The following is a 23,004-nucleotide window of genomic DNA, read 5'->3' as shown; positions in this document are numbered from 1 at the left end:
ATGAATGCCCCCTTGCCGGGTCAAGCTCGCTCACGCCGACATGACCTTATGCCAGCCCGGCGTCCAGCGCGGGGGCGGAAATCTCCATCATTTCAGGGATTTCAGTCCAGAGCAGGGCGGCGTGGATGGTCCTTTGGGGATAAAGTTTTGCCAGTACCGCACGGTACAGCGCGAGCTGCCGGATATAACCCTTGGGGGCCTCGGCGGCGGTCCTTGGCGGAGCGTGGTTGGTCTTGAAATCGACGATCAGGACCTCGTTCGGCGTCACCACCAGCCGGTCGATCTGGCCCGAGATCAGCACCTTCGGCTGACCCGGCCGCTCCAGCCGGCCCACGATCGAGACCTCGGCACGGCTGCCGGGGGCAAACACCGGTGCGAAGCGCAGATCGACGGTCAGGGCGACCACTTGCCGAGCCAGCGCCGCCCGCTCTTCCTCGCTCCAGCCGTCGGCGTTACGCGCAAGGTAGCCGAGCGCCGCGCCGAGCCGTCGTTCCAGCGCGACATCGGGCAGCGATTGCAACAGCCGATGCACCAGCGTGCCGCGTTGCAGGGCGCGGGCGCGCAGCAGCACCGATTCGCCGGTTCGGATCGGATGGCTGTCGCCTTCGGCCGGATCGGACGGGCGCAGCACGCCGGCGGCGGAGGCTTCAGGTGCGGCCGCGGTCCGCAGCCAGGACGGCAGCGCGATCGGCGCCGTGGCCGTTGACGCCGCAGTGCCGGTGAGATCGGCAACGTCGTCGGGCCGCGAATAACGCATCACCTTGCCGGCCGGCGTCTCGAACTCTTCGAGCTTCAGTCCGGCATTGGCGAGCCCCCTGGTGATCAAATCGTACCAGGAGGATTTCCGCACCGTGTTCATGTTGCCGGGCATGCAGCCGCCGACGATCAGCCGGTCGGCCGCCCGTGTCATCGCGACATAGAGCAGGCGGCGATATTCGTCCTCGGTATCGCCGAGCATCGCCTTGCGCGCGTCGGCGACATTGGGCGGATCCTCGGCCTTCTTGCCGGCCCACACCACGACGCCGGGCGCGTTCGGCGCGGCGTTGCCCTGCGGCAGATGGATCAGCCGCAGCCGCTGCGTGTCGGACGGCGAGGTCGTGGTGTCGACCAGGAACACCACCGACGCTTCGAGGCCCTTGGCGCCGTGCACGGTCATCACGCGGACCTCGTCGCGCGAAATCTCCATGTCGCGCTTCACTTCGGTGTCGGCGGCGCGCAGCCAGGCGATGAAACCCTGCAGCGAGGCCGGCGCCTTGCGCTCATAGCCCAGCGCGAGTTCGAGGAATTCGTCGAGCGCATCATTGGCCTCGTGGCCGAGCCGGCGCAGGATGCGCGCCCGTCCGCCGTCACCGCCGAGCAGCCAGGCGTAGAACGCGAACGGCGTCTCCTCGGTAAAGCGGCGCTCGCATTGTTCGAGACGGCGCAGCGTGGCCGAGAACCGTTCATCGGTCGGCGCTTGCGCGGCCAGCGCCTCGCGCAATGAGCCGCGGCGCTGATACGCCAGCTTGAACAGGTCGTCGTCATCGAGGCCGAACAGCGGGCTCTTCAGCGCCACCGCGAGTGCGAGATCGTCCTGCGGCAGCAGCAGCGCGTCGGCGAGGTTCATCAGGTCGATGATCGCGATGTGCTCGGTCAGCTTCAGCCGGTCGGCGCCGGCGACCGGAATGTTGGCGTGCTTCAGCGCCTGGATCACCGCGTCAAACGCGTTGCCGCGCCGCCGCACCAGGATCAGCATGTCGCCGTAACGCAATGGCCGCCGCCCGCCTTCGCTGCCGGTCATGGTGCCGCTGGAGACGAGGCGCTTGATCTCGGCCTGGATGCGCCGCGCGAGCTTCACCTCCGGGCTGGTCACCGAGACGCCGTCGAACGGCGCGCGCCAGCCTTCGATGTCCTGGCGGTCGTCGGCCACCGCGAGATCCCAGAGTTCGATCAGGCTGGGGCCGGCGTCAGTCATCGCATTGTGGATCGGATAGCCGTTCTCGACCGCATGGATGCTGCGGAATATCTCCTGCTCGCGGAACACATGGTCGACCGAATGCAGGATCACCGGCCCCGAGCGGAACGAATAGGTGAACGACACCGGATCGAATTTCAGCCCGGCTTCCTCGAACCGCCGCTTCAGCTCGCGCCGCCTGAGGTCGAATTCGCGCGGCGCGGCGCCCTGGAACGAGAAGATCGACTGCTTCTCGTCGCCGACGGCGAACACCGTGCGCACGAGGCCATCGCGCGCGCCGGCGCCGGAGGTGAATTCCGAGATGATGTGCGCGACGATGTCCCATTGCCGGGGGCTCGTATCCTGCGCCTCGTCGATCAGCACGTGATCGACGCCGCGGTCGAGCTTGTAATGCACCCAGCCGGAGGAGACGCGGTCGAGCATCGCCAGCGTCTTGTCGATGAGGTCGTCGTAGTCGAGCAGGCCGCGTTCCAGCTTCTCGCGCCGGTAGTGCGCGGCCGCCGCGGTCGCGATGTGGATCAGCGCCTCGGTGCGGTCGCGCGCGACCACGGCGCGGCGGCGCTCGATCAAGGGACCAAGACGATCGACCTCCGCCTCGAACCGGTGGCCCGCGACCGCATTCTTCTTGATGAAATTGTTGGTGACGACAGACGCGCGCGGCGCGCGGTCATCGGTCAGGAAGACGCCGAGATATTCCTCGACCTGGGCTGCGCCGGTGAAGGTCAGCGCGCTCCGCAGCCGCTCGGCCTGTTTCTGGTCCGCCTTGCTGCTGGTGTCGAGCAGCGTGGCCAGCTCCTTCCAGCTTGCGCGCGGCAGGTTCGGTCCATCGACGATCTCGCGCTCGACATCCTCGATGCGAATATCGGCGGAGACGCCGAGCGCGGCCGACATCTGCGCGGCGGCGGCCGCGGCGTTGCCGGCGGCATCGGTCCAGGCCATGAAATGATCGCGGCTGAGGCATGCCTCACGGACCACCTCCTTGAAGGTGACGTCGGCGGCGTTTGCCATCGCCGTCCGCAGCGCGCGGCCGATCGGACTGTCGGGAATCCGCGATGCCTCGAGGAACACCGCGAGATTGGCGCGCTCCATCATCTCGTTCTGGTCGCGGTCGTCGAGCACGGCGAAGCGTGCCGGCACGTTGGCCTCGAACGGAAACTGTTGCAGCAGACGGGTGCACAGCGCGTGGATGGTCTGCACCTTCAAACCGCCGGGCGTCTCCAGCGCGCAGGCAAACAGTTTTCGCGCCTCGCGCCGCAGCGTGGCGCTCGGATGCGCGATGCCGGCCTCGCGGATCGCGGTATCGAGCGCTGTGTCATCGAGCGTCACCCAATGGCCGAGCGTCGTGAACACGCGTTCGGCCATGTTGGCCGCGGCGGCCTTGGTGAAGGTGATGCAGAGGATCTTCTCCGGCGGCACGCCCGACAGCAGCAGGCGGATCACGCGCTGGACCAGCACATGCGTCTTGCCCGAGCCGGCATTGGCCGACACGAAGGTCGACGCCTTCGGATCGGACGCGCGCGCCTGCGCGTCGCGCACCGCATGCGGGATGGGACGGGGCGCCTTCACCATTCCTCGATCCCCAAACCGCCGGCGGCGGACCATTCCTTGATGCGCGCGAGGTCGTCATAGGCGCCATAACGATTGGCCCACATCGAGAGGTTCAGCGAGGTGTAGGCCTGCTGCTCGTCGTCGAAGGCGCGAACCAAGGCTTCCAGCTTGCGCCGTGCGCTATCGGCGGCTTCGTCGGGCGGCTGCGGCGTGTCGCTGGTCTTGACCTTCAGCTCCAGCGAACGCTGCTCACCCGGCGGGTTGTTGCCGCTCAGCCTGACATAGACGAGGTCTCCGACTGAGGAGTCGGCCGGAATGTCGGCAAAGCCGCCCTCGCGCAGGATCGCGGCTTCCAGCGTCAGCTGCGGCGACAGGCCCATGCGCACCTGCTTGCCGGTCGGCGGCTGGCCGGTCTTGTAGTCGAGGATCGCGAAGCTGCCGTCAGCATGCCGCTCGATGCGGTCGGCGCGCGCGGAGAGCGTGAACGTCCTGGCATCGTCGAGCGGAATGCCGATCTCGCCGCGGATCTCGGCCTTGATCGCAGCAATATTGCCGCGCCGGGCCTGCTCCCATTCGGCAAACCACGCTGCGATGCGCTGGAAGCGCGGCCACCACAGCGCGCGCGCCTCCGGCCGCTCCATCAGTGGCGCAAAATGCTTGGCCCCGATGTCGCGCAGCGCGCTCTTGATGTCGTCAGGCAGCGCGTCGGCGTAAGTTTGCGTGAACTCGCCGAGCGATTCGTGGATCGCCGAGCCGCGATCGGCGGCCGACAGCGGCATGTCGACGGGATCGAGCGGATCGAGCTTGAGGATGTAGCGCGCATAGATCGTGTAGGGATCGCGCAGCCAGTCCTCGATCGCGGTGACCGACATTTTCAGCGGCCGCGCCTCGCGCGGCGGCCGCGGCTCCGGCTGCGGGATCGGCTCGACCGTGTCCGGCCGGTCGAGCTCGGCGGCATATTGCACGTAAGCTTCGCCGGCCGATGTCGCCGCCTTCCAGCGCGCTTCGCCCGCAACCGCCACCAGCCGATGCAGGAACCGCGAGGCGACCGCCGGCGCGCCGCCGACCTTGGCCGCATGGGTGAGGATCACCTCGTGATGGCCGAGCAGCTGCGCAAAGTCGTGCGCGGAAAGGCCGATGCGCCGTTCGGGGAGATCGAGCCCGAGCTCGTGGCGCATCGGCCGGCTCAGCCACGGATCGATCCGCGGCGCCGGCGGCCAGACGCCTTCAACCAGGCCGCCGAGGATGACGCGATCGGATTCGGTCAGACGCGCCTCGAGCTGGCCGAAGATGTTGAGCTGCGCACGCGCCGATTCCGGCCGTCGCACCATGCGGTCGGCGAATGCGGTCTGGAACACCTCGGGATAATCTGACAGCGGCGTCATCAGCCCGCTCGGCTGCTGCTTGGCGAGCAGCTCGTCGAAGGCCGACGCGAGCGATGCGCCGGCGCGCTCCTCGAACACGATAGCGACGCCGTTCTGGTCGGCCGACAGCGCGATCAGCGCCTCGCGGTGACGCGCGGCCAGCTCGGCGAAATCATAGGGTCTTGACGAGGCCATGCCTTCCAGCGGCGCCAGCGCCGTCTGCAATCTGGCGATCAGGTCCTGGGCCTGGTTGAGCTCGTTGTCGCGCAGCCGGGCACGCGGCTCCATCGCGTGCAGCGACGAGGTCTCGCCGCCATGCAGCTTGACGAGCTCGGCGCGGAAGCGCGCGAAGTCGCGCGCGAGGCCGCCGGTCGCAGCTTGCGGCCGCGTGCCGCGCAACAGCGCGATCTCCAGCACCTCGATCGCGCGCTTCAGCGCGCCATGGGCGCCGCCGAGCCGGAACAGCGGATGCTTGAGCAGCGCGAGCAAGGTCGGCGGCTCCAGCCCCTTGGCCGCGGCCTCCGCGGTGAGGCGGGCGAACACGCCGGGCGGGGTTTCGATCAGCGCATCGCCGCCGGAATCGTCGAACTCCAGCTTCCAGCGCGTCAGCGAGGCCATCACGCGGCGCGCCCAGCGCGCGATCCGGCGTCACCAGCGCAGCCGATTTGCCGAGATGCCGCGCCTCGCGCATCGTGACCGCAATCGCCAGCGCTTCCATCTCCGGATTGGGCGCTTCGACCACGGTGAGATTGGTCATCCCGGCGGAAATCCGCGCCACGATCTCGGGCCGTTCGAGCCGGTCGTGCCACTGTGCGGTTGCGGTCGAGGGGCGCATCGTCTCCGACACCAGCACCTCGCGGCCGAGCGGCGCAGGCTCGGCAAGGCTCTCGACGTCGCGGCGCTTGATGCCGAAGCGGTCGAGCAAAGCGTGCATCGCGAATTGCGGGTGGTTCGACGAGGGCGCCGTGGTGAACCTGCCGTCGTCGCCGCGCTCGCCGCCGATCGTGTCCCAGGACTCCTCGTCGAGATCGGTGTCGAGCCCGGGCAGCACCACGGCGCCGTTCGCAAGCTTCGCCACCGCGTGGAGGAATTTTGCGGTGGCCGGCATCGAGCCGGTCGAACCGGCCGCGATCACCGGGCCCGTGGGATGCGCGGTGAGCCGCGCCGCTTCCGCCTCGATCAGGAGATCGCGGCGCGCCGCGGGCTCGATCCGGCCGATCTCCTTGAGGTAGTTCGGCCAGGCGTCGCGCGCGATGCGCAGGAAGTCGAGCGAGTGCTGCCAGTATTTGTCGAGCTGGTCCGGCACCAGCCGATCGAGCGCGCGCCAGTCGACGCCGCGCGTCACCATGTCGTCCATCAGCCGTGCCAGATCGCCGGCAAGCTGCAAGGTCGAGGCCGGGCCGCCGACCACCAGCGGCGCCGATACCGGCGTCTTCGCCCAGGCCGCGACCAGATGCGCCAATGTCAGCCGGCGCTCGAGTTCGCCGAGCCGTGGTGGAATCTCCAGCGGCGCAGCGCCGCCGACATCGTCGCCCTGGTCGGCGAAGGCAAGCTCGTCCTCATCGATCTCGCCGAGCGCGACGATGCGCGGCAGCACCGCGGCGTCGGAATCGAGCACATCGAGGAAGATCTCGCGCGCCAGCCGTCCGGCGCGGCGGGTCGGCAGGTAGAGCGTGGCGCCGGCGAGCTTTGCGGGATCGTTGCGTGCCTCGAATCCCGCGACCAGCCGGCCATCGACCAGCGCCGAAATCACGGTGCGCAGGAACGGCGCGGAGACGGGAACGCTGAAAACGCGCATGGGCTGCCTGGTTCGAATCAGGCGCCAATATAGGGAGCGGCGGCCGTCGTTAGCCACCCCTGCGGGTCAGCCATCACCGCTGATTATCGCAGCCCACTGGCGCAGCGATCGACGGCATCCAGGAACCAGCGCAGCGCCGGATCTTCTGCCGCGCGGACTGTATGGATCAGATCGATCGCAAAGGCAGGGATGTCGATCGGCGGCATCACGACGGTAATTTCGGCGAGATGCGTGAAGCGGCGGGCGACGCGTTCGGCCATCGTGGCGATGAGATCGGTGCCGGCCACGGCGAAGGGGACGGCCACCACATGCGCCAGCGTCACGGCGACCCGCCGCTTCAGCTGATGCCGCGCCAGCAGCGCGTCGATCACGCTCGGCAGCCCGTCGCCGCCGGCTGCCGAGAACAGCGCGTGCGGCAGGCTCGCATAATCTTCCAGGCTGAGCGCCTCCGATCGGCCCGCGCGCGCGCCGTCGCGGATGCAGACGAAGCGTTCCTCCAACAGCCGGTGCCGGACACAGCGTGGCGAATCCGGCAGATGGCCGCCGATCAGCGCATCGAGTTCGGCGCGCTCGAGCTTGGCCAGGGCCGCCGTCGCATCAGTCAGCGGACGCACGGCAAGGTCGATGCTAGGTGCCTCCATGCGCAACAGGCGGCTCAGTTCCGGCACCAGAACGAGGTCGCCGTAGTCGGTCGCAGCGATGGTGAAGCGCCTTCGTGCGGTGGCCGGATCGAAGCTCCGATCGGGCGCCAGCGCCCCCCTTATGTGTCGTAACGCCTCACTGATCGGCCCGGCCAGCGCCAGGGCCTTTTCGGTCGGCTGCATGCCGGCACTGGCGCGCAGGAACAGTTCGTCCGCAAACAGCGCGCGCAGTCTCCGTAGAGCGCTGCTCATCGACGGCTGGGCGAGGCCAATGCGCTCGGCCGCACGCGTGACGTGGCGCTCCTCCATCAGCGCTTCGAAAGCGACCAGCAGGTTGAGATCGACGGCAGCTAAATTCATCACAGCAATAATGCTTATAAGAACAATCGATTTCAACAATGATCTGCATGCGCCTACGGTCGCGCCGGACACGACCACGAGGCGAAAAGACTTGAGACGTTCAGACTTGGGACGATCATTCGCGAAGCTGATGCCGCGCGGGCCGACCTTGCTGGTCATCGGCGTGCTGGCCGGGCTGGCTTTCCCTGCCTTGGCGGCCGGCGTGCGCCCGCTGATGGCGGCGGCGATCTTCGTTCTCGTCCTCGGGACTTTTCTCCAGGTCGACGGCGCGGCGTTCCGGCGTGCGCTGGGACGTCCGCTGGTCTCGCTGCTGTTGCCGGCGCTGGCGATGCTGGCCTGCCCGCTCGCAGTCGGCTTCGCAGCGCGCGGCGCCGGATTTCGGCCAGAGCTGATCGTTGCGCTGGTGCTGTCGGTGTGTGCGCCGCCATCGACCGGCACGGCGGCGGTCGCACGCATGCTCGGCTTCGACGCGACCATTCCGCTCGCCGTGACGCTGCTGTCGATGGCGCTGGCTCCGATCACGGTTCCACTGATCGCGTCGGGATTTGCCGGTCTCGCGCTCGATCCGCTGGCGCTCGCCGCGCGGCTGGCGCTGCTGGTGGTCGGCGCCGGCGCGCTGGCGCTGCTGCTGCGCCGTCAGGCTGCTGCACAATTGGCGCGGCATTCGCGCATCATCGACGCGCTTGTGCTCGCCTCGCTGCTCGTGTTCGCGATTTCGACCATGGCGGGGGTGCGCACACAGATCCAAGCGCAGCCGGCCACCGCGTTGACTTTGGTGGGCCTTGCCTTCGCCTGCAATCTTGCGCTGCAAGCGCTTGGCGCGCTGCTCACGCCGGGTCCGCTGGCGGAGCGATTGACCACCGGCCTCATTCTGAGCAACCGCAACGTCGGACTGGTCTGGTCGGCGATGGGCGCGGCGGTGTCGCCGATGACGGCGCTGTTCTTCGCCGCCACGCAGTTTCCGATCTATATGATGCCGCGCGTGATCGAGCTGCTGGTCCGGCGCGAGCGCAAGGAGAAAGCCCCGTCATGAGCGCGACGATCCTGACCGAAGACCTCGCCGCCCGTTTCGCCCGCATCGCGCTCGGCCATGTCACGCGCGAATATCCGAACAAGCCGGATCACGTGTTGGCCGGGCCACAGGATGCACACACGCCGCGCGAGCTGCATCCGGTGTTCTTCGGCAGCTACGACTGGCACTCCTGCGTCCACAGCTACTGGATGCTCGCCCGGCTGCTGCGCCGCTATCCGGCGTCCGAGGCGGCGAGTGAGATCCGCGCCTTGTTTGACACTCAGTTCGTTGCAGAGAAGGTTGCCGTCGAATGCGCCTATCTCGCCGCTCCGACGGCGCGCGGCTTCAAGCGGCCTTACGGTTGGGGCTGGCTGTTGAAGCTTGCGGCAGAGCTCGCGGTGCTCGACGAGCGCGGTGGCGCGAGCAAATCGCGCCGCTTGCCGGAATCTTCGCGCAGCGCTTTCGCGACTTCCTGCCGCTCGCCACCTATCCGGTGCGGGTCGGCACGCATTTCAACACCGCGTTCGGGCTTCGCATGGCCGCCGACTACGCCGCAGTGACGCAGGACGACGCGTTTGACGCGCTGTTACGTGAGACGGCGTTGCGCTGGTACGGCGCCGATCAGGATTGTCCCGCCTGGGGCGAGCCGAGCGGCGATGATTTCCAGTCGTCGGCGCTGATCGAAGCGGAATGCATGCGCCGGCTGCTGTCGCCCCGCGACTTCCTGCCCTGGTTCGACCGCTTCCTGCCGCGGCTCGCAGAGCGCGAACCCGCGACCCTGTTCCGGCCCGCCACGGTCACCGATCGGTCGGATGGCAAGCTCGCGCATCTCGACGGACTCAATCTCAGCCGTGCTTGGTGCTGGCGCGCGCTGGCCGGCGCCTTGCCGGAAGCCGATCCGCGTCGCTCGATCCTGCTGGATGCGGCGCGAGGCCATCTCGACGCCGGCCTGCCGCATATCGCCAGCGACTATATGGGCGAACACTGGCTCGCGAGTTTTGCGGTGCTCGCCATCGACAGCGAAGGCTGAGGGGCGGCCGCTTACGCGACACTTTCCAGGAAAGCTTCTTCCGCGGCCAGGATCGCGTCGGGGGTTCCGACGTGCATCCAGACGCCGTCGAGGCGCAGGCCGAACAGCCGCTCCTGCTCGTTGGCGCGGTCGAACATCTTGGTCAGCGAGAACTCGCCGGCAGGGGCATCGGCGAACAGCGCAGGCGACATGATCGCGGCGCCGGCATAGACGAACGGCACCACCTGGTTTTCCCGGCGCTTGCGCAGCGCGCCGTCCGGCAACATCGAATAGTCGCCGCGGCCGCTATAGCCGATGCTCGAGGCGGTCGGCGCCATCAGCAGCAGAATATCCATCCGCGCGGGGTCGAAGGTTTCCGCCAGCCGCGCCAGATTGGAACGCACGCCGTCGATCCACATCGTGTCGGCGTTGAGATGGAAGAACGGTGCATCGCCGAGCAGCGGCAGCGCCTTCACCACCGCGCCGCCGGTGCCGAGCACCTGATCGCGCTCGTCGGAGATGATCACGTGCGGGCGGCTGCGGGTCTTGACGTGCTCGATGATCTGGTCGGGCAGATAATGCACGTTCACGACCGCTTCGCTGACGCCGGCGCTGGCGAGCTTGTTGAGCACATGGTCGAGCAGCGGCTGGCCGGCGACGCTCACCAGCGGCTTCGGCATCGTGTCGGTCAGGGGGCGCATGCGCACGCCGAGGCCCGCAGCGAGCACCATAGCCTTGTGGGGAGTGACGGGCATTTTCCTGATGTTCTCGGTCATCATCTCTCGGCGCCGATCATATCACGGCGATTCGGCAAGCGCATCGATCAGACGCCATAGTCACAGGACATGACGGCCGTAAGACGGCAATGGCGGCGATAGCCTAGACGTCGGCAGCCTGCGCGCCGCGTCTGGCAGTTTTCTTCTTCTTGTCGCCTTGTTTAAGGAAGTTGACGCCGATCTGGTCGCCATTGACCCACGCCAGTTCGCAGCGGCGATAAGCCAATCCTGTTGACGACAGCAGCAGAAAAAACTCCTTCAGGTTCAGGCCCTCGACCGAGCCGTCGACGGAGAGCTTGGCGCCCGTCTCCGACACGTCTTCCATGGTGCAGTCGCGCCGCCAGGTGCCGTCGATGCCCATCATGTGCGCCGCTATGCCGCGCTCAAACGTGACACGATCGCCCTTGCGTCGTTCCGTCCCCATTGTGTGGTCCCGCTCCCGATCGGCCGCGCCCTGGATGATATGCGGCCTCCGCGACCTTAGGAGACCCAAGGCTAATAACCCGTAAACTACGGTACTGGGGGAGGGACGTTCGCTGTGTACCAGATGCGGAAGGTGGCCAGTGCCGGATGGGCCAGCGACCGCTCGAGGTAGGTCCAGATCCGCGGCTGGTGCTTCAGATATTGCGGCTTGCCGTCGCGGCGGTTGAGCCGCGCAAAGGTGCCGAGCAGACGGGTGTTCCGCTGCGCCGACATGATGGCGTAGAGCTCGGCGAAGCCGGCGGGATCGAAGTTCTCGTCGGTGGCGCGCCGCGCCTTGATGTAGCGGGTCAAGAGCGACAGCTCGAGCTGCTCGGGCACGTCGATCCGCGCATCCTGCAGCAACGACACCACGTCATAGGCCGCAGGGCCGAGCAGCGCGTCCTGGAAGTCGATGATTCCGACGCGCAGGATGCCGGTGCGCTCGGCAAGCCAGATGATGTTGGGCGAATGGAAGTCGCGGATCACCCAGGTCTGCGGCGCCGTGGCGGGCTTCTGCAGAAGGCCGCGCCACATCCCGAGGAAGTCGCTGCGGAGCTCCTCGTCCGGCTGCACGCCGCGATCGGGCAAGTACCATTCCAGCATCAGCCCGATCTCGATCAGCCAGGCGTCGATATCGAACACGGGGATGTCGTAGCTCTCGTCTGGTGTCACCGGCAGCGTCTCGGGCAGCGCCTCGCGATGCAGCGCCGCCAGCATGTCGACGGCAGCCTCGTAACGCTCGGCGATCGGCTGCGGCGGTTCGCCCTCGATCACGCCTTCGGCGCCGAGATCCTCGGTGATCAGGAAGCCGGATTCGAGATCGATGTGGCGGATCGCGGGTGCGGAGAAGCCGTGCTTGCGCAAGCCGTTTCCGATGGCGACGAACGGCCTGACATCCTCGGCGAGATGCACTGCCGCGCTGTAGGACCGGCCGTTGTAGATCGCCGGGCCGTCGGGGCGGCGCGGCGAGTTCATCAGAATGACGCTGCCCTCGTCGTTGCGCAGCCGCGCGTAGGAGCGTGTCGAGGCATCGCCCGGCATGCGCTCGCGCCGGGCGTTGAGGAAGCCGCCGTGCTCGAGGAACTGGCGCAGCTCGTTGAGCCGCGCAACCTTCGCCGCGCCTTTGCCATGGCCGGTGATCTCGGCCGCGCGTGCGGCCGATCCGAGCGCCGGGCGGTGGCTGAACGCGATGTCGATGCGATCCGCAGGCATGGCGTCCGGCGCGCGTTCCGGCCACTCGATCAGCGCCACGATGTCGTCGGGCAGCGGCGACAGCCCGATCTCCTCGAGTTCGCTGGCATCGTTGATGCGGTAGAGGTCGGCGTGAACCAGCGGAAACGACGGCAGCTCGTAAGTCTGCGCCAGCGTGAAAGTCGGGCTCGGCACTTCCAGCGTATCGTCGGTGGCGAGATAGCGGATCAGCGCGCGGGCGGCCGCGGTCTTGCCGGCGCCGAGGTCACCCGACAGCGTGATGACGTCGCCGGCGCCGATCAGGAGCGCGAGGTCGGCCATCAGCTCGGCCGTCGCGGTTTCGTTCGCGAGCGCCACCGAGAATGTCGAGGTCGCCGTCATTCCGCGGCGTTGCGATGTGCGGTCTGGTCGATCGGGAAGTCGCAGGTCACGGTCGTGCCGCGGCCTACGGTCGAATCGACCCGCACCCGTCCGCCATGCAGTTCGACAAAGGAGCGGACCAGCGACAGGCCGAGCCCGGCGCCGCGATGCCGCGAGCCGTGCGAATGGCTCTCGAACCAGTTGAACACCTTGTCGCGCATCTCGGCCGGAATGCCGGGTCCGGCATCGGTCACCGAAAACACCACGCTGTGCTCGGTGCGGTGCGCGCTGATCGCGACGGTGGCGTCATGCGGCGAGAAGCCGACCGCATTGGCAAGCAGATTGTAGAGCACCTGCACCACACGCCGCTCGTCGCCGACGAAGGCGCCGATGTTGGGCTCGATATCGACCTTGAGCGTGATGCGGTCGGTCGCGAGACGGTCCTGGATGCCTTCGGCGGCGGCCTCGATCGCCTGGCCGATATTGACGGGGCCGAGCTCGAGCTTCATCGCACCCGCGTCGATGGTGGCGAGATCGAGAATGTTGTTGGTCAGCGCCAGCAGCGCGTTGGTCGATTTGGTGACGTAGTCGAGATATTCGGCCTGCTTCGGCGTCAGCGGGCCGGTCGAGGGATCGCTGAGGAAATGCGCGAAGCCGATGATGGTGGTGAGCGGCGCGCGCAGCTCGTAGGAGACGTGGTGGACGAAATCCACCTTCATCTGGTCGGCGGCTTCCAGCGCCTCGTTGCGTTCGCGCAGTGCCCGCTCGACATTCTCGGTGTCGGTGATGTCCTGGAAGGCCAGCAAGGTCTTGCCGTCGGGCAGCGGGATGGTCATGCAATTCAGCACGCTACCATCCTTGCGCTCGAGCTTGAGCGCGACCTGGGCGCGGTTCTCGATCGCGGTGATCTGCTCGCGCAGCGTCCGCCAGGTCAGCGCGTCATCGAACAGCGGCCGGCACAGTGCCTCCACCGCCTCGATGTGCGGTTCGCCCTGCAGCGCGTCGGCCGGCAGCTTCCACATCTTGGCGAACGGCGGGTTGAACAGCTCGGCGCGGCCGTTGCTGCCGAACACCGCGACCGCCTCGCCGAGATTGTCGAGGGTCTCGCGCTGCACCCGCGTCAGGCGGTCGTAGCGCCGCGCGAGGTCGAGGCTCTCGGTGACGTTGTCGAACAGATAGGTGACGCCGCCCTCGAGGTTCGGCGTGGTGACGACGCTGATGGCGCGGCCGTCGGGCAGGAACCAGGTGTAGGTCTCGGATTCGACCGCGCGATAGCCCTCGTGCAGCTTGGCCTTCCAGGCGCGGAAGTCCGGCTGCTCGGGCAGCTTGCGGTTGGCGCGCAGCCGGTCGAGCACGCTGGAATCATCGGGATTGCTGTCGAGGAAGGCCTGGTCGAGGCCCCATAGCCGCCGATAGGACTCGTTGTAGAAGGTGAGCCGCCGGTCGGCATCAAACACCGCGACGCCCGAGGAGAGCTGATCGAGGGTGCGCCGGTGCGCGTCGACCATCCGCGCGATCGCCGCGCGCAGCGCCGCGGCTTCGCTGGCGTCGATCGCGATGCCGGCGCTGCCGCCGGACAGCTTGAGCGCCTGCACGTCATAGATCCGCCGCTCGCCGCTAACGACGATCGGCAGCCGGGCGGCATAATTGGCATTGTCGTTCAGCGCACGGGTCAATTCGGTGCGCTGGTCGCTTTCGAGCAGTTCGAGGTTGCGCTGGAGCGCGTCCGACACGCTCTTGCCCTCGGTGGCGCGGACATAGGCCGCGTTGGCGTAGCGCAGATTGCCCTCGAGGCTCTTGGCCCAGATCGGCCAGGGTGCGGCGGCGGCGAAATCGCGCAGCAGCTCGGTCTCCTCCTGCAGGGTCTTGTAGCGCAGGTTGGATTCGGCGAGCTCGCGGCGCAGGCCGCCGAGCTCGCGGATCCGCAGGATGGCCTGGCCGCCGATCGCGCGGCCCATCGCCTCGATGGCGCGGCCGGCCGAGGTCGAGAGGTTGAGCAGGAACGCCTCGCCCTTCTCGCGCAACGCGTCGACCGCGTGGTCCATCTGCAGCGCCGGCTCGGGCGGCAGCCAGGTTCCGAACGCCAGGATGCGTTGCGGCGCGCTTTCCTGCGACATCACCAGCGAGACGTCGCCCGAGATCTGCGGCCGGTTGTCGCCCGCGGCCCACGAGATCAGCACCTGCGGTTCGACGAACAGCAGCGCCCGCAGCCGGTCCGATTGCGCCTGCAGGTCCGTGATCTCGGACTGCAGCTGCTCCTCGTTCCTTGTGGCGCGCTGGCGGGTGCGCATCAACAGGATCGCGGCGACGGCCGAGAAGCCGACCAGCGCGAACGACGTCGCGAGAACCGCGACCTCCTGATGATTGAAGCCGAAATGATCCGACAGCGCCTGGGTCACCAGGCTTTCGGCGGCAAACGAGGCGCGGGCCGGCAGCAATGCGGTGATGGCGAGCCCAAGCATGCCGTCGCGCGCCAGTGAGGTGCATGACAGCAGGGTTCGACGCATTGCCGCGACTACGCCCGACATATGTTGCCCCAGAACGCACAAACCTTAAGGCATGATCCGGAAACCAGGAGACCGGTATTCCCTCACGGAAAACGTACGACGTTTGTCCGGGGATCATGCCCAAGCAGGACCCGACAGCCCGACGAAGACCCCCCGTCGCGCTCGAATCAATCCAGAATAGTCCCAACCGGACTCGGCGAGTAAGAGTCCAGACCGTGAACGCAGAATCCGCTGTGAAAAAATGCGGCGGCTGACGTGGATTTTACGCGAATTGACTCCGTATTCACGCGGAGCGCGCGCCCGAAGCGTGATCTGGCGGAGGTGGCCGCACAGTTCTCCGGTCGCGTTCTAGCGTCCGGTCGAGCCGAAGCCGCCGCTGCCGCGATCGGTCGACGACAGCACCTCGACCGGAACCAGCTCGGCCCTTGTGACCGGCGCGATCACCATTTGCGCGATCCGCTCGCCGCGCCGGATCGAAAACGCCTCCTGGCCGTGATTGATCAGGAGCACGTTGATCTCGCCGCGATAGTCGGCGTCGATCGTGCCGGGCGAGTTCAGCACCGTGACGCCGTATTTGGCGGCAAGGCCCGAACGCGGCCGCACCTGCGCCTCATAGCCCGGCGGCAGCGCGATCGTCAGCCCGGTCGGAACCATTTCGTAGCGGCCCGGCAGCAGCAGCAGCGGCGCCGACCGCGGCACCGCGGCCAGCAGGTCGAGCCCCGCTGCGTCGGCGGTCTGATAGATCGGCAGCAGAAGATCTGCGCCATGCGGCAATTGGTGGACTTCGACCTTGATGGTGGCGCTCACGATGCGGTTCCTACGGCTCTTGCGATGCGCGACACCAGCGCGCTCGCGACTTCTTCCTTGGTCATGACCGGCCAGGAATCGACGGTGACGTCCTTGCCCTCGCGCGACAGCAAATGAACGGTGTTGCGGTCGCCGCCCATCACGCCGGTCGCCGGCGAGACGTCGTTGGCGACGATCCAGTCGCAGCCCTTGCGCGCGAACTTCGCCTTGGCGTTCTCGATCAGATGCTCGGTCTCGGCGGCAAAGCCGATCACCAGCGGCGGCCGCTTCTCCTTCAGCTTGGAGATCGTCGCAAGGATGTCGGGGTTCTCGACCAGTTGCAGCGGCGGCATCCCGGCCGCAGTCTTTTTCAGCTTCTGGCTGCCTTCGGTGGCGACCCGCCAGTCGGCGACCGCGGCCGCGAAGATCGCGATGTCGACCGGCAGCGTCGCCTCGACCCGATGCAGCATGTCGCGCGCGGATTCCACGCGCATGACCGAGATGCCCTGGGGATCGCCGAGCTCGACCGGGCCGGTCACCAGCACGACCTCGGCGCCGGCGGCGCGCGCCGCGGTGGCAATGGCAAAGCCCTGCTTGCCGGACGAGCGGTTGGCGATGTAGCGGACCGGATCGATCGCCTCATGGGTCGGGCCGGCGGTGATCAGCACGCGCTTGCCGGCCAGCGGGCGCGGCTGCGGCGGCCGCAGCATGCGGTCGGCGGCGGCGGCGATCTCGGTCGGCTCGGCCATCCGCCCGACGCCGGCCTCGCCCGCTTCCGCCATTTCCCCCGCGTTCGGACCGACGGTATGGACGCCGTCGCGGCGCAGCTGCAGCACGTTGCGGCGGGTGGCCGGGTTGTTCCACATCAGCGGATTCATCGCCGGCGCCAGCAGGATAGGCCGGTTGGCCGCGAGCAGCGTGGCGGTGGCGAGATCGTCGGCGTGGCCCTGCGCCATCTTGGCCATCAGGTCGGCGGTCGCCGGCGCCACCACGATCAGGTCGCAGCCCCGCGCCAGGCGGATATGGCCGGCGTCGAACTCGCTCTCGGCGTCGAACAGGTCGGTGTAGACGCGCTCATGCGACAGCGCGCTGGCCGCCAGCGGGGTGACGAATTGCTGGGCTGCCTTGGTCAGCACGCAGCGGACCTGGATGTGCCGCTCCTTGAGCCGCCGGATCAAATCCAGCGCCTTGTAGGCCGCGATCCCGCCACCGATGATCAGGGTCACGCGAGGCTCGCCGGCCGTAGCGGTGGCCCGTGGAACGGGGGCTATCGCTGTCGCGGAACCTGCGCCCGGCGCCTCCGTGGGCTCCGTACCGCCCTCTGCGAGGTCCCGGAGGATCACCCGAATCTCCTCCTCGACGGAGCGGCCGTTTTTGGCGGAGCGAAGCCGCAGATAGGCCTTCAAGGCGTCGTCGAGTTTGCGGATGGTCAGGCTGGCCATGGCGTGCCCCCAGCATCATGCTCAAGAATGATAGCGATGCTATCACATGATGCATGCATTGCAATCAGTGCGCGCGGATCGCGAAAAAGATTGCGATCAGGGCGGCGGCGATGACCCAGAGGCCGACGGTCTGCACCCGCGCCTTGCGGGCCTCGGCGCGGGCCATTTCGTCGATCGAGTCCGACGACAGCATGTGGCCCTCCCGCGTCATGGTCTCGAGCTGCTCGAGCACCGTCACGGCGCGGCTGGCGATCGACGGCAAATTGGCGATGACGCGGCTGAGCTCGCCCACACCCGAGATCGCGCCCTGGATGCGTCCGGCCGGGCCGAGATTGTGCGTGATCCATTCGCGCACCACCGGATCGGCGATCTTCCAGATGTCGAGCTTGGGATCGAAGCCGCGCGCCACGCCCTCGACCACCACCATGGTCTTCTGCAGCAGGATCAGTTCGGGCCGCGTCTGCATGTCGAACAGGCCGGTGACCTCGAGCAGAAGCGTCAACAGCTTCGCCATCGAGATTTCCTCGGCGGTGCGGTTGTGGATCGGCTCGCCGATGGCGCGGATCGCCTGCGCGAAATTCTCCACCGAATGATGGCCCGGCACATAGCCGGCCTCGAAATGCACCTCGGCGACGCGGCGATAGTCGCGGGTGATGAAGCCGAGCAGGATCTCGGCGAGGAAGCGCCGCTCCTTCAGCCCGAGCCGCCCCATGATGCCGAAATCCACGGCAACGAGGCGGCCGGCCTCGTCGAGGAACAGATTGCCCGGATGCATGTCGGCATGGAAGAAGCCGTCGCGCAGCGCGTGGCGCAGGAAGCTCTGGATCACCTTGCGGCCGAGATCGGGCAGGTCGACCTGGGCCTCCGCCAACCGAGCGTGATCGTTCAGCGCGATGCCGTCGATCCATTCCATCGTCAGCACGCTGTGGGCGGTGCGATCCCAATCCACCGCGGGCACCCGGAAATCCGGATCGTCGCGGATGTTCTCGGCCATCTCGGACAGCGCGGCCGCCTCGAGGCGCAGGTCCATCTCCATCGCGACCGAGCGCGACATCGTGTTGATGACCTCGATCAGCCGCAAGCGCCGCGCCTCGGCGGAATGCGCTTCGGCCTTGTGCGCGACAAAGAAGAAGTCGCCGAGGTCGCGGCGGAAGCGCGCGGCGACGTTGGGCCGGAGCACCTTGACCGCAACCTGATGCCGGACGCCGTCGCGCTCGACCTCGGCGCGATGCACCTGCGCGATCGAGGCTGCGGCAACCGCCGGACCCAGATGCACAAAGGCCTGCGACAGCGGCCGTTCCAGCGATTGCGTGAGGACAGCTTCGGCCTCTTCCTGCGCGAATGGCGGCAGCCGATCCTGCAGGGCTTCGAGATCGCGCGCCATCGCGACGCCGACCACGTCGGGCCGGGTGGCAAGGAATTGCCCGAGCTTGAGATAGGCGGGCCCGAGCCGGGTCAGCGCGCGCGACAGCCGCGGACCGGATTTGGCGGAGCGGCGCTCGATCAGCCGCGCCAGCTTCAGCGCAAGCTGCCCGGGCGGCGGCACCAGCGAGGGATCGACGACGCCGAACACGCCCTCGCGCGCAAACACGAAACCGGCGCGGGCAAGGCGCGCAATGTGGGTCAGTGCAGAGATCACAAACGCCAGCCTGAATGCAGCGCCACGATGCCGCCGGAGAGGCTCTGCCACTTCACGCGCGCAAAGCCGGCGGCGCCGATCATCCCGGCGAACGCGCTCGGCCGCGGGAATTTGCGGATCGACTCGACGAGATATTGATAAGACTCGGCGTCACCGGTGACGGCGCGGCCGAGCGGCGGGATCACCTTGAACGAAAACAGGTCGTAGATCCGATCGAGGCCGGGCACGTCGACGGTGGAGAATTCCAGGCACAGGAAGCGGCTGCCGGGCTTGAGCACCCGGTAGGCCTCGCTCAGCGCAAGCTCGATCTGCGGCACGTTGCGGATGCCGAACGCGATGGTGTAGGCGTCGAACGAACGGTCGGCGAAACCCAACGCCTCGGCATTGCCCTCGACGAACGACACGCGGTCATCGAGGTGCTGCTTGGCGGCGCGTTCGCGGCCGACGGCGAGCATGTCGGTATTGATGTCGCAGACCGTGGCATGGAAGCCGGTGCCCGCGGTCTTGGCTGCCCGGAACGAGATGTCGCCGGTGCCGCCGGCGACGTCGAGCAGCGCGAACGGCCGGTCGCCCTTCGGCGGGTCGAGCGTCGTGATCATGACGTCCTTCCAGGCCCGGTGCAGGCCTACCGACATCAGATCATTCATCAGGTCATAGCGCGACGCGACGCTGTGAAACACCTCGTTCACCAGCGTCTGCTTCTCGCCCAGGGGCACGTCCCTGAAGCCGAAATGGGTGGTTTGATCCGGCCGATCCATCACTCAGAACTCTTACCTTTTTTGGTCGCGTTTTCTTCACGCGAACCGGTGTCCGCTTCGCTCGAAAACGCTCCAGCCGGACCATAGCGCGGCGGCCGCAATGGCGCTATCACGTCACTTCCAAAAGGTGAATGCCTACCATGCCGGAATTACCCGAAGTCGAGACCGTCCGCCGCGGCCTGCAACCGGCCATGGAAGGGTCCAAAATCCTCAAGGCCGAGGCCCGCCGCAAGGATTTGCGGTTTCCGTTTCAAAAAGACTTTATCGCCCGGCTCGAAGGCCAGACCGTCACCGGGCTCGGCCGCCGTGCCAAATATCTGATGGCCGACCTGAACTCCGGCGACGTGCTGCTGATGCATCTCGGCATGTCGGGCTCGTTCCGCGTGCTGAAGCAGGAGGGCGCGGCGGCGCCGGGGAAGTTTCATTATCCGCGCAGCGAGGATCGCGCGCATGATCACGTCGTGTTCCACATGTCGTCGGGGGCCGCGGTCGTGTTCAACGATCCGCGGCGCTTCGGCTACATGAAGATCATCGCCCGCAACGCGATCGAGGATGAACCGCTGTTGAAGGGGCTCGGTCCCGAGCCGCTCGGCAATGAGTTCGACGCGGCGATGCTGGCGCGCTCCTGCCACAACAAGAAGACCAGCCTGAAGGCCGCGCTGCTCGACCAGCGCGTGGTGGCGGGACTTGGCAACATCTATGTCTGCGAGGCGCTGTTTCGTTCGCATCTGTCGCCGCGGCGATTGGCCGCGACGCTTGCAACCAAGAAGGCCGAGCCCACCGACCATTCCAAACGTCTGGTCGATGCGATCCATTCGGTGCTCAACCAGGCGATCAAGGCCGGCGGCTCCTCGATCAGCGACCATCGACTGACCAACGGCGATCTCGGCTATTTCCAGCATTCGTTCCAGGTCTATGACCGCGAAGGCGAGACCTGCCGCACGTCAGGCTGCGGTGGCATCGTCAGGCGTTTCACCCAGAACGGCCGCTCCACGTTCTGGTGCCCGAAGTGCCAGAAGTAACATGTTCGAGACGCCACGCATCGAGACGCGGCGCCTGATCCTGCGGCCGCTTGCGCTGTCGGATGCCGCGGCGATTCAACATCACTTCAATAATTGGAGTGTGATCAAGACTCTCGCCACGGTGGTGCCGTGGCCCTATCCCGACGACGGCGCGGAAAGCTTCATCACGCGCGAGCTGGACAAGATCGCGGCCGGCGAGGAGAGCTATCAATGGGTGCTGGTGCTGCGCGCCGGTGACGGCGAGGCGATCGGCAACATCAATTTCCGGCCGCGCGCCGACGGCCGCAAGGGCAATCGTGGGTTCTGGCTTGCCGAGCCTTATTGGAATTGCGGTCTCATGACCGAGGCGATCGCTGCGGTCAATGATTTCGCCTTCCTGACGCTCGGCCTCGATCACTTCCACGTCTGCAACGCGCCGTCCAACGTCGCCTCGCGCCGGGTCAAGCAGAAGACCGGAGCCGAATTTGTCGGCTTCGTCGAACTTCCGCACCACAATGGCGAGTCCCGTGCGGAGAAGTGGAAGGTTACGCGCGAAACCTGGCTGCGCGATCGCCCGGCGACGTGACGCCGTTTGCGAATGCCGCCGTGGGGAAATTCGCGGCGGCTTGACCGCGGATGCGAGGCCGCAGAACATGGGTCCCATCGCTCCATCAACAACGAGAACACAATGGCGATGAACGGCAACTGGCGCGATCGCGCCGCGACAAGCTTTCAGTGCGAGAAACAGCCGGCCACCAGCAGCCGCGGCATGGTAGTGAGCAATCATCCGCTGGCATCGAGCGCCGGCGCCGAGATGCTGGCTGCCGGCGGCAATGCGATCGATGCGGCGATCGCCACCCTTTTCACGCTGACCGTGGTCGAGCCGATGATGGTCGGCATCATCGGCGGCGGCATGGCGCATATCCGCCTCGCCGACGACAGCCATCGCTTCATCGACGGCCAGAGCACGGTGCCGAAGGCGGTGCGGCCGGATACCTACACCTCGAGGCCCGGTTCGGCGCATGACGTGTTCGATACCGTCGGCAACGAGAACTTGAACGGGCCGAAGGCTGTCGCGGTGCCTGGCTCGCTGAAGGCGTGGTGCGAGACGTTGCGCCGGTTCGGCACCATGAGCCTCGCCGACGTGATGCAGCCCGCGATCAAGCACGCCGCGCGCGGCTATGCGGCGACGCCCTACTTGCACGAATGCATCACCGATGGCGCCGAGGAGATGCTGAAGGACAAGCCGATCGCGGCGATCTATCTGCCTGGCGGCACCCCGCTGAAGCCGGGCGAGCGCGTGGTGCAGGCCGAATATGCCGAGACGCTGAAATACATCGCGGACCACGGCGACAACGCGCTGTACCAGGGACCGCTCGGCGACATCCTGGTCGACTACATGAAGAAGCATGGCGGCTTCGTCGCGCAGGAGGATCTCGCGGCCTACAAGACCGTCGAGCGGCAGCCGATCCGCTGCGACTACCGCGGCTGGGAAATCCTCGGGCCGCCGCCGCCGGCAGCATCAGGCGTGCACATCACGCAGATGCTCAACATCCTCGAAGGCTACGACATCGCGCGGCTTGGCTTCGGCACGACCGAGACGATCCATTATCTCGCCGAGGTGCTGAAGATTGCCTTTGCCGATCGCGCGGCCGCGAGCGGCGATCCCGCCTATATCAACGTGCCGGTGGAGCGGCTGACCTCGAAGGCTTATGCCGACGAGCGCCGCCGCGCGATCGATCCCGACCGCGCGCAGACCTGGAGCGCCGGCGTCACCCAGATCGAAAGCGCGCACACCACGCACATGACCGCTGCGGATGCGATGGGCAATGTGGTCGCGACCACCCAGACCATCAACAATCTGTTCGGGGCCAAGATCCTGATCCCGGGCCTCGGCACCGTGCCGAACAATTACATGAACCTGTTCGATCCCCGGCCGGGGCACGCGCTGTCGCTCGCCGCAGGCAAGCGCGTCACCACCTCGATGTCGCCGATGATGGCGCTGCGCGACGGCAAATTGCGTTACGCGCTCGGCCTGCCCGGCGGAAAGCGCATCTTCCCAAGCGCGATGCAGGCGCTGATCAACCTGATCGATCACGGCATGGAGCTGCAAGAGGCGGTCGAGGCGCCGCGGGTGTGGACCGAGGGCAATGCGCTCGAAGTCGAGCAGGCGGTGCCGGAGACCATCCGTGCCGCGTTGTCAGCGAAGGGCCACAAGGTGCAGGTCGTGCCGACGGTCGCCGGCGGCATGAACGCGATTCAGTTCCACGATGGCGGCACGATGTCGGGCGCGGCCTGCTGGCGCGCCGACGGCACGCCGGTCGGCATCGCCGGCGGTCTGGCCCGCGCCGGGGTGAGGTTTGCGCTGAGGTGAGGCCGACAAAGCTGTTGGCAGG

General features: G+C 67.2%; 14 protein-coding genes and 2 pseudogenes. 5 read left to right on the top strand and 11 right to left on the bottom strand.

Annotated features, from left to right (window positions below; translation table 11 throughout):
- Window positions 1–46: 46 nt before the first annotated feature.
- The 3 genes and pseudogenes from addA to ACVIGA_RS20880 form a co-directional block, all read right to left on the bottom strand.
- On the bottom strand, window positions 47–3,523 hold the full coding sequence (addA, locus tag ACVIGA_RS20890; RefSeq protein ID WP_456667814.1) for a double-strand break repair helicase AddA: 3,477 nt from the start codon (window positions 3,521–3,523) through the stop codon (window positions 47–49).
- A pseudogene (gene addB / locus ACVIGA_RS20885) lies at window positions 3,517–6,664 on the bottom strand (double-strand break repair protein AddB). The gene addA and the pseudogene addB overlap by 7 nt, the downstream one beginning before the upstream one ends.
- An 83-nt stretch (window positions 6,665–6,747) precedes the next feature.
- Window positions 6,748–7,824: a LysR family transcriptional regulator gene (locus ACVIGA_RS20880; protein WP_456667813.1), complete on the bottom strand. Its 1,077-nt coding sequence runs from the start codon at window positions 7,822–7,824 to the stop codon at window positions 6,748–6,750.
- Between ACVIGA_RS20880 and ACVIGA_RS20875 the strand changes: the two genes are divergently transcribed.
- Together ACVIGA_RS20875 and ACVIGA_RS20870 are read left to right on the top strand one after the other, a co-directional pair.
- Window positions 7,796–8,698: a hypothetical protein gene (locus ACVIGA_RS20875; RefSeq protein WP_456667812.1), complete on the top strand. Its 903-nt coding sequence runs from the start codon at window positions 7,796–7,798 to the stop codon at window positions 8,696–8,698. The two genes, ACVIGA_RS20880 and ACVIGA_RS20875, sit on opposite strands and share 29 nt — an antisense overlap.
- A pseudogene (locus ACVIGA_RS20870) lies at window positions 8,695–9,707 on the top strand (DUF2891 domain-containing protein). Before ACVIGA_RS20875 ends, ACVIGA_RS20870 begins: the two are co-directional and overlap by 4 nt.
- 11 nt (window positions 9,708–9,718) lie before the next feature.
- On the opposite strand, the gene ACVIGA_RS20865 reads toward ACVIGA_RS20870, so the two are convergent.
- The 8 genes from ACVIGA_RS20865 to ubiE all read right to left on the bottom strand — a co-directional run bounded on the left by ACVIGA_RS20865 (window position 9,719) and on the right by ubiE (window position 19,607).
- Window positions 9,719–10,441, bottom strand: a complete 723-nt coding sequence (locus ACVIGA_RS20865) for a nucleotidyltransferase family protein (protein ID WP_456670848.1) — start codon at window positions 10,439–10,441, stop codon at window positions 9,719–9,721.
- 124 nt (window positions 10,442–10,565) lie between these two features.
- Window positions 10,566–10,886 (bottom strand): PilZ domain-containing protein, encoded by a 321-nt coding sequence (locus tag ACVIGA_RS20860; protein ID WP_092120760.1) that lies wholly within the window; start codon window positions 10,884–10,886, stop codon window positions 10,566–10,568.
- Between the two features lie 86 nt (window positions 10,887–10,972).
- The gene (gene tsaE / locus ACVIGA_RS20855) at window positions 10,973–12,496 is read right to left on the bottom strand and encodes a tRNA (adenosine(37)-N6)-threonylcarbamoyltransferase complex ATPase subunit type 1 TsaE (protein WP_456667811.1); all 1,524 of its coding nucleotides are present in this window, start codon (window positions 12,494–12,496) and stop codon (window positions 10,973–10,975) included.
- Complete coding sequence (locus ACVIGA_RS20850) at window positions 12,493–15,003, bottom strand: ATP-binding protein (protein ID WP_456667810.1); 2,511 nt, start codon at window positions 15,001–15,003, stop codon at window positions 12,493–12,495. Before ACVIGA_RS20850 ends, tsaE begins: the two co-directional genes overlap by 4 nt.
- 327 nt (window positions 15,004–15,330) lie before the next feature.
- Window positions 15,331–15,789, bottom strand: a complete 459-nt coding sequence (gene dut / locus ACVIGA_RS20845; RefSeq protein WP_456667809.1) for a dUTP diphosphatase — start codon at window positions 15,787–15,789, stop codon at window positions 15,331–15,333.
- Window positions 15,786–17,210 carry a bifunctional phosphopantothenoylcysteine decarboxylase/phosphopantothenate--cysteine ligase CoaBC gene (gene coaBC / locus ACVIGA_RS20840; RefSeq protein WP_456667808.1) on the bottom strand — a complete coding sequence of 475 codons (1,425 nt, stop codon included), beginning with the start codon at window positions 17,208–17,210 and terminating at the stop codon, window positions 15,786–15,788. The genes dut and coaBC overlap by 4 nt, the downstream gene beginning before the upstream one ends.
- A gap of 64 nt (window positions 17,211–17,274) precedes the next feature.
- A complete protein-coding gene (gene ubiB / locus ACVIGA_RS20835) occupies window positions 17,275–18,849 on the bottom strand; it encodes a 2-polyprenylphenol 6-hydroxylase (protein ID WP_456667807.1) in 1,575 nt (524 codons plus the stop codon).
- Window positions 18,846–19,607, bottom strand: coding sequence for a bifunctional demethylmenaquinone methyltransferase/2-methoxy-6-polyprenyl-1,4-benzoquinol methylase UbiE (gene ubiE / locus ACVIGA_RS20830; protein WP_456667806.1), 762 nt, complete (start codon window positions 19,605–19,607; stop codon window positions 18,846–18,848). The genes ubiB and ubiE overlap by 4 nt, the downstream gene beginning before the upstream one ends.
- 140 nt (window positions 19,608–19,747) lie before the next feature.
- Between ubiE and mutM the strand changes: the two genes are divergently transcribed.
- The 3 genes from mutM to ggt all read left to right on the top strand — a co-directional run bounded on the left by mutM (window position 19,748) and on the right by ggt (window position 22,982).
- Window positions 19,748–20,629, top strand: a complete 882-nt coding sequence (mutM, locus tag ACVIGA_RS20825) for a bifunctional DNA-formamidopyrimidine glycosylase/DNA-(apurinic or apyrimidinic site) lyase (RefSeq protein WP_456667805.1) — start codon at window positions 19,748–19,750, stop codon at window positions 20,627–20,629.
- A gap of 1 nt (window position 20,630) precedes the next feature.
- On the top strand, window positions 20,631–21,194 hold the full coding sequence (locus ACVIGA_RS20820) for a GNAT family N-acetyltransferase (protein ID WP_456667804.1): 564 nt from the start codon (window positions 20,631–20,633) through the stop codon (window positions 21,192–21,194).
- A 108-nt stretch (window positions 21,195–21,302) separates the two neighbouring features.
- Window positions 21,303–22,982, top strand: a complete 1,680-nt coding sequence (ggt, locus tag ACVIGA_RS20815; RefSeq protein WP_456670847.1) for a gamma-glutamyltransferase — start codon at window positions 21,303–21,305, stop codon at window positions 22,980–22,982.
- Window positions 22,983–23,004: the final 22 nt, after the last annotated feature.

It is taken from the genome of Bradyrhizobium sp. USDA 3240 (genome assembly GCF_054063295.1).
The sequence above is the reverse complement of the archived record's forward strand: the minus strand, read 5'-3'. Positions and strand labels throughout refer to the sequence as shown.

Coding starts and splice junctions, on each gene's coding strand:
- addA (WP_456667814.1), bottom strand. CDS start 3,523: ATGGTGAAGGCGCCCCGTCCCATCCCGCATGCGGTGCGCGACGCGCAG.
- ACVIGA_RS20875 (WP_456667812.1), top strand. CDS start 7,796: ATGCCGCGCGGGCCGACCTTGCTGGTCATCGGCGTGCTGGCCGGGCTG.
- ACVIGA_RS20880 (WP_456667813.1), bottom strand. CDS start 7,824: ATGACCAGCAAGGTCGGCCCGCGCGGCATCAGCTTCGCGAATGATCGT.
- ACVIGA_RS20865 (WP_456670848.1), bottom strand. CDS start 10,441: ATGCCCGTCACTCCCCACAAGGCTATGGTGCTCGCTGCGGGCCTCGGC.
- ACVIGA_RS20860 (WP_092120760.1), bottom strand. CDS start 10,886: ATGGGGACGGAACGACGCAAGGGCGATCGTGTCACGTTTGAGCGCGGC.
- tsaE (WP_456667811.1), bottom strand. CDS start 12,496: ATGACGGCGACCTCGACATTCTCGGTGGCGCTCGCGAACGAAACCGCG.
- ACVIGA_RS20850 (WP_456667810.1), bottom strand. CDS start 15,003: ATGTCGGGCGTAGTCGCGGCAATGCGTCGAACCCTGCTGTCATGCACC.
- coaBC (WP_456667808.1), bottom strand. CDS start 17,210: ATGGCCAGCCTGACCATCCGCAAACTCGACGACGCCTTGAAGGCCTAT.
- ubiE (WP_456667806.1), bottom strand. CDS start 19,607: ATGGATCGGCCGGATCAAACCACCCATTTCGGCTTCAGGGACGTGCCC.
- mutM (WP_456667805.1), top strand. CDS start 19,748: ATGCCGGAATTACCCGAAGTCGAGACCGTCCGCCGCGGCCTGCAACCG.
- ACVIGA_RS20820 (WP_456667804.1), top strand. CDS start 20,631: ATGTTCGAGACGCCACGCATCGAGACGCGGCGCCTGATCCTGCGGCCG.
- ggt (WP_456670847.1), top strand. CDS start 21,303: ATGAACGGCAACTGGCGCGATCGCGCCGCGACAAGCTTTCAGTGCGAG.